Annotated in this window: 8 protein-coding genes, 1 other RNA gene and 1 pseudogene; 4 read left to right on the top strand and 6 right to left on the bottom strand. The window is 39.6% G+C overall.

The features are described from left to right. Positions 1 to 120 (top strand): annotated as a pseudogene (locus BBROOKSOX_RS12585) (IS30 family transposase); the annotation flags it as partial. A gap of 35 nt (positions 121 to 155) precedes the next feature. Here BBROOKSOX_RS12585 and ssrA read toward each other — a convergent pair. From ssrA to BBROOKSOX_RS07400, 5 genes are all read right to left on the bottom strand, one after another. Next, positions 156 to 501: a transfer-messenger RNA gene (gene ssrA, locus BBROOKSOX_RS07420) on the bottom strand. Positions 502 to 525: 24 nt separating this feature from the next. Further along, positions 526 to 1,710: a tyrosine--tRNA ligase gene (tyrS, locus tag BBROOKSOX_RS07415; protein ID WP_139660563.1), complete on the bottom strand. Its 1,185-nt coding sequence runs from the start codon at positions 1,708 to 1,710 to the stop codon at positions 526 to 528. Between the two features lie 17 nt (positions 1,711 to 1,727). Then, positions 1,728 to 2,987 carry a glutamate-5-semialdehyde dehydrogenase gene (locus BBROOKSOX_RS07410; RefSeq protein ID WP_139660562.1) on the bottom strand — a complete coding sequence of 420 codons (1,260 nt, stop codon included), beginning with the start codon at positions 2,985 to 2,987 and terminating at the stop codon, positions 1,728 to 1,730. Continuing rightward, the gene (gene holA / locus BBROOKSOX_RS07405) at positions 2,975 to 3,994 is read right to left on the bottom strand and encodes a DNA polymerase III subunit delta (RefSeq protein ID WP_139660561.1); all 1,020 of its coding nucleotides are present in this window, start codon (positions 3,992 to 3,994) and stop codon (positions 2,975 to 2,977) included. Before holA ends, BBROOKSOX_RS07410 begins: the two co-directional genes overlap by 13 nt. Further along, positions 3,984 to 4,445, bottom strand: a complete 462-nt coding sequence (locus BBROOKSOX_RS07400; protein ID WP_139660560.1) for a hypothetical protein — start codon at positions 4,443 to 4,445, stop codon at positions 3,984 to 3,986. The genes holA and BBROOKSOX_RS07400 overlap by 11 nt, the downstream gene beginning before the upstream one ends. 148 nt (positions 4,446 to 4,593) lie before the next feature. Here BBROOKSOX_RS07400 and ftsH point away from each other — a divergent pair, with 148 nt between their 5' ends. Genes ftsH through glmM form a run of 3 tightly spaced genes read left to right on the top strand, consistent with a single transcriptional unit; the run spans position 4,594 to position 8,658 of the window. Next, on the top strand, positions 4,594 to 6,516 hold the full coding sequence (gene ftsH / locus BBROOKSOX_RS07395) for an ATP-dependent zinc metalloprotease FtsH (RefSeq protein WP_139660559.1): 1,923 nt from the start codon (positions 4,594 to 4,596) through the stop codon (positions 6,514 to 6,516). Positions 6,517 to 6,541: 25 nt separating this feature from the next. Beyond that, on the top strand, positions 6,542 to 7,330 hold the full coding sequence (gene folP, locus BBROOKSOX_RS07390; protein ID WP_139660558.1) for a dihydropteroate synthase: 789 nt from the start codon (positions 6,542 to 6,544) through the stop codon (positions 7,328 to 7,330). Next, positions 7,327 to 8,658, top strand: coding sequence for a phosphoglucosamine mutase (glmM, locus tag BBROOKSOX_RS07385; RefSeq protein WP_139660557.1), 1,332 nt, complete (start codon positions 7,327 to 7,329; stop codon positions 8,656 to 8,658). Before folP ends, glmM begins: the two co-directional genes overlap by 4 nt. A gap of 30 nt (positions 8,659 to 8,688) precedes the next feature. Here glmM and BBROOKSOX_RS07380 read toward each other — a convergent pair whose 3' ends face one another. Next, positions 8,689 to 8,919, bottom strand: a complete 231-nt coding sequence (locus tag BBROOKSOX_RS07380; protein WP_139660556.1) for an EexN family lipoprotein — start codon at positions 8,917 to 8,919, stop codon at positions 8,689 to 8,691. Positions 8,920 to 9,302: the final 383 nt, after the last annotated feature.

The raw sequence follows: 9,302 nt of genomic DNA, 5'->3' as shown, positions 1-9,302 counted from the left end.
ACAGATTTAATGAATAATAGACCTAGGAAATGCTTGGGGTACAAGACCCCATTTGAGGTCTTTGCCAAGATGACTGGCAAGGACTATTTTTTAAATGGAAGTGTTGCACTTATGGGTTGAATTCGCCCGTTAAAAAACGGGCATAATCACTAATTTGGTGGAGATGGCGAGAATTGAACTCGCGTCCGAAAACCTTCAAACAAAGAATCTACATGCTTAGTTTGGTCTATTGTAGTTAGCAACTTGCCACCCGACCATCAGGGATTGCAAGTGCGATCCCAGTAAGTTTTAACCGAATTATCCTGAAAAAATAATCCTAGCGAGTCTGTAATCGACCGCTATCCAAGAAATACAGACAATCTCAAGGGAGCGGCTAGCTATGCAGCTAGAGCGTAGTTGTTTTCGTTTGCAACTATCTTTTTTAAGAAACTTTTACGAGTTATTCTCATCCTCGGCATGCATCTTTGGGATCCAACTCCTCGTCGAAGCCATATCATCCCCAAAAATGAGTATTATACGCCTTCTTTATTGGATTGTCACTCTTGCAAATTTGCGCTTGCCGACTTGATAAACTTCTGTCCCTATTTCAGGCTCAAGATTTTTGTTTGTGATTTTTTCACCGTTGATTTTAGCAGCACCTTGTTTGATCATTTGGTAGGCATTTGAGGTGCTGGGACAAAGTCCAGCATCTTTAAGTAAATTGGCAATTTTGACGCCAGCGTCAAAGGTAAACTCTTCCATCTCATCAGGGATTTTGTTTTTGGCAAAGCGGTTAATAAAGTTTTGTTGTGCTTGTTTGGCAGCCTCAGCATTATGAAAGCGTGTGATAATTTCATTAGCAAGTATAAATTTAATGTCTCTTGGATTTTTACCTTGCGTCATTTCTTGTTTTAAGTGGGCGATAGTTTCTAGACTTTGAAAGCTTAGCAATTCAAAATAGCGCCACATTAAATCATCTGAGATTGACATAATTTTGCCAAACATTTCATCAGGGGTATCATCAATGCCAATATAGTTATTTAATGATTTACTCATTTTTTGTACACCATCTAAACCCTCTAAAATTGGCATAGTCAGGATAACTTGCTGTTCTTTGCCGTAACGCTTTTGTAATTCTCTACCCATCAATAGGTTGAATTTTTGGTCGGTACCACCAACTTCTACATCAGATTCCAATACGACAGAATCATATCCTTGAGCAAGTGGGTATAAAAATTCGTGAATTGCAATATCATTACCATTTTTATAGCGGGTTTCAAAATCATTGCGTTCTAACATTCTGGCAACAGTACGCATTGAGGCAAGTTTAATAAATTCCATTGGGGTTAATTTATCCATCCACTGCGAGTTAAAGACAATGTTAGTTTTGTCTTTATCTAGAATTTTAAAAACTTGTTGGGTGTAACTTTTGGCATTTTCTTGCACTTGCTCTCTTGAAAGTGGTGGGCGAGTTTTGCTCTTGCCAGTCGGGTCGCCAATCATTGCGGTGAAATCACCGATTAAGAATTGAATCTCATGCCCTAAATCTTGCAACTGTTTGAGTTTATTGATTAAAACTGTATGCCCTAAATGCAAATCGGGTGCTGTTGGGTCAAACCCTGCTTTGATTTTTAGAATTTTTTTGCGTTTTAGCTTGTCTTTTAGCTCATCAAGTGGCAAGATTTCATTGCTGCCACGTTGAAAGATGGTTAATGTTTGTTCTATATTCATTTTGTTTATTATTGTTTTTAAGGACGAATGTGCCCATCACCAAGCACGATATATTTTTGTGAAGTAAGCCCCTCTAGGCCAACAGGTCCACGCACATGAAATTTGTCAGTGCTGATGCCGATTTCGGCGCCGAGTCCGTATTCAAAGCCATCGGCAAAAGCAGTGGAGGCATTAACCATTATTGAAGAGGAGTCTACTTCGCTCATAAAGCGACGCCCAGAAGTGTAGTTTTCAGTAACAATGGATTCAGTATGTCCTGAACTGTGTTGGTCAATATGGGCGATGGCTTCGCTCATTGAATTGACGATGCGAATGGATAAAATTGCCTCTAAGTATTCTGTGTCCCAATCCTCATTAGTGGCTTGGACAATTTGTTTTGAGAGTTTTTGTGTTTCTTTACAGCCTCTGAGTTCTACGCCTTTGGCAGTGAATTTTGCAATGAGTTCAGGCATTATGCGACCCACCGCACCAGCGTGTACTAATAAAGTTTCGGTGGCATTACACACACCGTAGCGACGCGTTTTACCGTTAAAGGCAATATCAATGGCTTTTTGTGTGTCTGCATCTTTGTCAATATAGGTGTGACAGATACCATGTAAGTGTTTGATTACTGGTACCTTCGCACTGTCACTAATTGCCTCAACCAAGCCTTTTCCACCGCGGGGAATGATGGCATCTATATAGGCTGTGGCTTGGACTAATTCGCTGACTACCGAGCGTTCAGTCGTGTCAATTAACTGCACGCAGTTCTGGTCTAAATCAGCATCAATTAACCCTTGTTTAACACAAGAGTAAAGTGCTAAATTAGAGTTAATGGCTTCAGAACCACCTCGCAAAATGACACCGTTACCTGATTTAAGGCAAAGTGCCGCTGCGTCAATCGTTACATTTGGACGAGATTCATAAATAATGCCCATTACCCCAAGTGGCACACGCATCTTGCCCACTTGAATGCCACTTGGACGGAATTTAAGGTCGGTGATTTCTCCGACTGGGTCAGGCAGAGCGGCAATTTGACTCAGGCTTTCAATAATACCGTCTAAGCGGGCATCATTTAGCATTAATCTATCTAGTAGTGCCGCATCTAGCTGGTTGTTTTTGCTTTGCTCTAAGTCTTTTTGGTTAGTGTTTAAAATATCCTTACGGTTTTTATCAACTTGTGTGGCAATATTATTCAAAGCGTTATTTTTTTGCTGTGTGCTTGCACTACGCAGTGTTTTTGCAGCGGTGCGCGCATTTTGACCGAGCAGGGTAATTAAATCTTTTATTGAGTCCATAGTGTTTTTCCTGCGAGTGTTAATAATAATATGCGTAGTTCATCAATGACATTTAGATTATCCACACCTTTGATTGAGCGGTCAATACGCCCAAGTGATAATAATATTTTTTGTAAGCGCTGGTAAGGCAGTCGTTTTAGTGCGTTGCCGATGGTTGTTTGTCTACTTTTCCATACCCTATGATTGTTCATCACGCTACCAACTTGCTTGACTTGTTGCAACTCAATTGCCATATTGGTGATTGAGTTAATCTCTCGATAAAGTGCACCACTTAGTATAATTGGCATTGCTGTGTCAGTAGTCATTGATGCATAAATTTTAAGCACTTGCTCGCTATCACCCATAAGTGCTGAGTCGATTAGGTTGTAGATGGTGTATTGTGATTGTTGACTGAGTTGTTGTAGGTAGTCTTCAATATCGATATTGCCATTCGGATAAGCCATCTTGAGTTTTTGAATTTCTTGCATAGAGGCCAACAAATTACCTTCAGTGTAATAAGCGATATTTTCTGCAATCTTTGGGTTGGACTCAAGTCCTAACTCTGCCATATGGTTGGCAATCCAGCCAACAAGGTGGTCTCGTTGTACTTCCCAAGCCTGTACGATATTGCCATTTGCTTCTAGCGTTTTAAACCATTTGCTCTTTTGTTGGGCAAAATCCAGTTTGCCAGTAGAGACGATAAATAAAATATCATCGGCGACATTGGCAGCGATCTCACTGAGTGCTTTTGAGCCTTTTTGTCCTATTTTACCGGTGGTCAAATGACATTCAATAATGCGTTTTGATGAGAATAATGAAGTTGCTGAGAGTTCGGCGGTGATTTTGCCCCAATCAAAATTACCATTAACCTCAAAACTGACGCGCTCGTCAAAACCTTGTGCTTTCGCGGTGTTTTTAATGTGTGTTAGGCTTTGTTCAACCAGTAAAAGTTCTGGGCCAAAAACAAAATAAAGTGAATCAAGTTGTTTGGTTAGTACTTTGCTGAGTTGTTCAGGCTTAATTTGCATTCAAATGCTGTAATATTCTTAACAATTTTGTGGCAAGTGTTTCGCGAAGCTGAGAAAAACTACGCTTGATTTGTAACTTGTCCGCCTGTGATTTTGAACGCAATGTTGACAATTTTCTGACAGTAATGCTGGTTGTTAAGTTTTTTGATAATAATACTTTTTGAGCGCGTAATACTTTGATTGGCACACTAAGTGTTAGTGTATAGCTACTAGAATCGCCATTCTTTTTATAAGCAGCAGTTTGGTTTGTTTGTACTTCGTTACCAATTTCAAGCTGCAAAGATGGCATTGCACTTGCATCAAGATGTTTTTTAAATTCGGTGATGAATAGACTATTTACATCACCCGTCACAGATGCATTAATTGGTGCACTATTTTTAGGCACATGAAAACCACAAGCGCTTAATAAACTAGAAATAATAAAGATAGAAAGTAAGTTGGTTTTTGACATAATCTTTTTTTATTGAATGTGTGAAGTGTGAATTATGACAGAATTTAGATTTTTTTGTTGATTATCCTTGAAAAATCGCTATTTATCTCTACATAAAAGTAGAGTTATTAGGGTATATTTGTTTTCTTATTTTTCTTAATTTTACATTATGTTTAAAAATTTATTGTTTTGGTTGGTTTTAGGTATTTCTTTAACCTCACTTTTTAACCAGTTTGAAATGGGTGAGGATAAAAACGAGATTACTTATTCTCAGTTTATTCAAAGCGTTAAGCAGGGTGATGTTTCTAGCGTCACCATCTCAGGTAACAACATTACTGGTGTCGGTGCAGGTGGTGAGAAATTTAGCACTTATGGCGCTAGAGATTTAGGGCTAATGGGTGATTTATTAAACAATGGTGTGGATGTGGTTGCCAAACCACCTGAGAAAGAGGGGTTCTTTAAGCAGTTAGTTATTTCAGTAGCACCTATTTTATTATTGATCGGGGTTATTCTCTATACAATGAAGGGTGCTGGTGGTGCAATGGGCGGTAAAAATCCCATGAGTTTTGGCAAATCTAAGGCGAGATTAATCCCTAAAGACGAGTCAAATATTACTTTTAAAGATGTGGCTGGCGTAGAAGAGGCCAAAGAAGATGTGAAAGAGTTGGTTGATTTTTTATCTGAACCTAGTAAATTCACTAAAGTGGGTGGCAAGATTCCTAAAGGGGTTTTGTTGGTTGGACCTCCAGGTACAGGTAAGACTTTATTGGCTAAAGCCATTGCAGGCGAGGCAGAGGTGCCATTTTTCTTCATTTCAGGCTCTGATTTTGTTGAAATGTTTGTAGGTGTGGGTGCATCACGCGTTCGTGATATGTTTGAACAAGCTAAGAAAAATGCACCTTGTATTATCTTTATTGATGAAATTGATGCAGTGGGTCGTCAGCGTGGTGCTGGCATGGGCGGTGGTCATGACGAGCGCGAGCAAACACTCAACCAAATGTTGGTTGAGATGGATGGTTTTGAAGGTTCTGAAGGTATTATTGTGATTGCTGCTACTAACCGTCCAGATGTATTGGACCCTGCATTACTGAGACCAGGGCGTTTTGACCGTCAAGTGATGGTGGGTTTGCCAGATATTAATGGCAGAGATGCAATTTTAAAAGTGCATATGCAAAAATTACCGATTGCTAAAAATGTTAAATCTATCAATATCGCTAAAGGCACACCAGGGTTTTCAGGTGCAGACTTGGCAAACTTGTGTAATGAGGCTGCATTGATTACCGCAGGTAAGGATAAAAAATTAGTTGGTATGCAAGAGTTTGAAAAAGCCAAAGATAAAATTATGATGGGTGCTGAGAGAAAAAGCATGGTGATGGATGATGCCGAGAAAGAAATGACAGCTTATCATGAAGCAGGACATGCAATTGTTGGGCGCTTGGTGCCTGAGCATGACCCAGTTTATAAGGTTAGTGTTATTCCAAGAGGTCGCGCATTAGGAGTAACAATGTTCTTGCCAGAAAAAGACAGCTACAGTATTTCTAAACGCAAGTTGAACTCTCAAATAGCGGCATTATTTGGTGGGCGCATTGCCGAAGGTTTGATTTATGGCGATGATGCAGTCACCACAGGTGCGAGTAACGATATTGAGCGTGCTACTGAGATTGCACATAAGATGGTCAAGCAATGGGGTATGTCGGATGCCTTAGGTCCTTTGGCGTATGGCGAAGATGATGGCGAGGTATTTTTAGGGAGGCAAGTGACTAAGCACAAGCATATTTCAGAAGATACTTTTAAAATTATTGACAGTGAAATCCGTAAAATTATTGACACTAATTATCAAATGGCTTTAAAAATTTTAGAAGACAACAAAGACATCTTGATTGACATGACCAAAGCTTTGATGGAGTTTGAAACCATTGATAAAGAACAAATTGATGATTTAATGGAAAGAAAGCCAATGCGTGAGGCTGCTGCGATTATTGACTCTGATGTTGCATCTACTGAGCTGGGTAAAGGCGGTGCTGAGGTATCAGAAGATATGATTGATGATTCTAATGAAGAACCATTAACTGGTAGCGAGCAAGTGGCCTAAACAAATCTAGCCTACCTCTGCCATTATGATTGCAAAAATTATGGGCGTGTTAAATGTAACGCCTGACTCGTTTTCTGATGGTGGACAACATTTTGATATTGCTGATGCTATTCAAAAGGCGCAATGTCTGATTGACCAAGGTGCTGATATTATTGATATTGGCGGTGAATCTACGCGTCCAGATGCCAAACCTGTCTCTTTTAAAGATGAACTTGTGCGTGTTATCCCTGTGATTAAAACACTTGCTGAAACTACTGATGTTCCCATCTCAATTGATACTTCCAAACCAGAAGTAATGCTACAAGCCGTTGAGTCAGGTGCTAGTATGATTAACGATGTTTGTGCTTTGCGTGTCAATGGTGCGTTAGAAACAGCGAGCGAGTTGGGTGTTGATGTGTGCTTGATGCATATGCAAGGTGTGCCAAAAAATATGCAATTAAGTCCTGTATACGATGAGGTGATAGAGGATATTAAGCACTTTTTTGCAGGTAGAATTGAAGCTTGTATTAGTGCAGGTATTAGCGAGAGCAAACTTATTTTAGACCCAGGTTTTGGCTTTGGTAAAACCTATGAACACAATTTAGAAATCCTGCGTTGTTTTGACGAATTCAAAAGTTTTGGTTTGCCACTTTTGGCAGGAATGTCGCGCAAAACTATGATTGGGCAGATGCTTGGTGATAGGGATGTGAGCACAAGAGTGACAGGTAGTGTTGCGGGGGCTATAATAGCGGTTCAAAACGGTGCGGATATCGTGCGTGTGCATGATGTGGAAGAAACTAAGGATGGGTTAATGGTTTTAGGGAGTGTGAGTTGAGTAATTATTTTGGAACAGATGGCATACGAGGCAAGGTAGGCATAAAGCCAATCACAGCGGATTTCTTTTTGAAATTAGGTTGGGCAGTGGGTTCAGTTTTAGCGCAAAAAAACAAAAAACCCAGCGTTGTTATTGGTAAAGATACCCGTATTTCAGGGTATTTATTTGAATCTGCACTAGAGGCAGGCTTTCTATCTGCTGGCGTGGATGTTGGTTTGTTGGGTCCAATGCCAACGCCGGCTATTGCGTATCTCACGCAAACTTATGGCGCCACAGCGGGTGTGGTTATTAGTGCATCACACAATCATTTTCAGGACAACGGAGTTAAGTTTTTCTCTAATAAGGGGCTTAAATTTAGCGACCAAGACCAAAGAACCATTGAGAAGCGCCTGAGCGAACCTATGGTGAGTGTTACCAGTGAAAATATCGGCAAAGCCATTCGCCATCAGCAATCTCTAGGTCGCTACATTGATTTTTGCAAACATACATTTGATAAAAATATTGATTTGTCTAGCCTTAATATCGTGGTTGATTGTGCAAATGGCGCCACTTATCATATTGCAGAAAATGTATTTGCCGAATTGGGTGCTAATGTTGTTGTTATTAACCATCAGCCCGATGGTTTTAATATTAATCTTGACTGTGGTGCTACGGATACTCGGCATCTACAGAAAACTGTATTAGAAAATAAAGCTGATTTAGGTATCGCTTTTGATGGCGATGGCGACCGTTTAATGATGGTGGATAGCAATGGGGAGTTAGTTGATGGTGATGAGCTGGTTTTCATCATTGCCAAGGCCTGGCAGGCGCAAAATAGACTTAAAAATAATACGGTAGTTGGTACACAAATGACCAATCTTGGTGTGCGTCACGGCTATAAAGATTTAGGCATTGATTTTATCGAAACTGATGTGGGCGATAGGTTTGTTATGCAGCAAATGCAAAAAAGCAAGGCTGTTTTAGGTGGTGAAGGCTCAGGGCACATTATCTGTCTTGAGCAAACTACCTCAGGTGATGGTATTATTGCTGCTTTGCAAGTGTTGGAGGTGCTTGTTAAAACTGGCAAGACACTCAATGTATTAAAATCTGAAGTACAAAAATATCCGCAAGCACTCATCAATGTTAAAACCAAAGAAAAGATTGATTTATTACAACATCAAGCCTTGCAAACAGCACAACTTGAGGTAGAAAAATCTCTAGGTGAGGCAGGTAGAGTGCTAATTCGTGCCTCAGGTACTGAGCCACTTATTCGAATCATGGTCGAAGGTAGGGGCTTAGATTTAGTACAGGAAAGTGCTGAGGTGTTAGCCGCTACACTTGCTAATTAAAATGCACTCTTGCTGTTCTATCTAATCTTTTTAGAGTTTTTGTCTAAAATTACCTAGCAGATTATTCATCATCTTTTTTTGAACAAGCTTAGCATTTTTACATTCTTCAGTATCGTAATCCTCGCCTTGCATCATAAGTAGACCACATTCTCTCATAATTTTTCGAAGCAATTCTGGATCTTCAATTAAATCATCAACAGAAGGTGTTCCACAAGCAGTTAATAATAGAGCGAATGGTATAGCTAACAATGTTTTTTTCATTTTACTTCTCCAAGAGATTGTTTTCAACAAATTCAGGTAATTGCATAGATTGTTTTGACTTATTTCCACTAAAAACTAATCAATATTAGAACATCCATCCAGTAGGGTTTGAGTGTGCTTCTTTTTGAGGAAGTGATTTCATGCCCTTGATACAGCGAACAATCAGCTACACTACCCAAAATAGATGAAAAAGAAACCCAATAAACATGAAGGCAACTATGCTGCCTATCAGTAAATACAAACTGCCAATCCAAAATATTCTGATTTATACCAAATTCAAAAAACAACTAAACCAAAAAACTCCACTCTCTACTACACAAATTTTTAATAAAACCATCCTCACTTAGTATTTCATTCCAAGCCTGACAAGATCTTTCAATAAT

The sequence above is a fragment of the bacterium endosymbiont of Bathymodiolus sp. 5 South genome, from assembly GCF_900128535.1.
Taxonomy (GTDB): domain Bacteria; phylum Pseudomonadota; class Gammaproteobacteria; order PS1; family Pseudothioglobaceae; genus Thiodubiliella.
The sequence above is the reverse complement of the archived record's forward strand: the minus strand, read 5'-3'. Positions and strand labels throughout refer to the sequence as shown.

Excerpts from the sequence above, each read along its gene's own strand:
- BBROOKSOX_RS07410 (WP_139660562.1), bottom strand. The coding sequence starts at position 2,987 with ATGGACTCAATAAAAGATTTAATTACCCTGCTCGGTCAAAATGCGCGC.
- BBROOKSOX_RS07380 (WP_139660556.1), bottom strand. The coding sequence starts at position 8,919 with ATGAAAAAAACATTGTTAGCTATACCATTCGCTCTATTATTAACTGCT.
- folP (WP_139660558.1), top strand. The coding sequence starts at position 6,542 with ATGATTGCAAAAATTATGGGCGTGTTAAATGTAACGCCTGACTCGTTT.
- holA (WP_139660561.1), bottom strand. The coding sequence starts at position 3,994 with ATGCAAATTAAGCCTGAACAACTCAGCAAAGTACTAACCAAACAACTT.
- tyrS (WP_139660563.1), bottom strand. The coding sequence starts at position 1,710 with ATGAATATAGAACAAACATTAACCATCTTTCAACGTGGCAGCAATGAA.
- BBROOKSOX_RS07400 (WP_139660560.1), bottom strand. The coding sequence starts at position 4,445 with ATGTCAAAAACCAACTTACTTTCTATCTTTATTATTTCTAGTTTATTA.
- ftsH (WP_139660559.1), top strand. The coding sequence starts at position 4,594 with ATGTTTAAAAATTTATTGTTTTGGTTGGTTTTAGGTATTTCTTTAACC.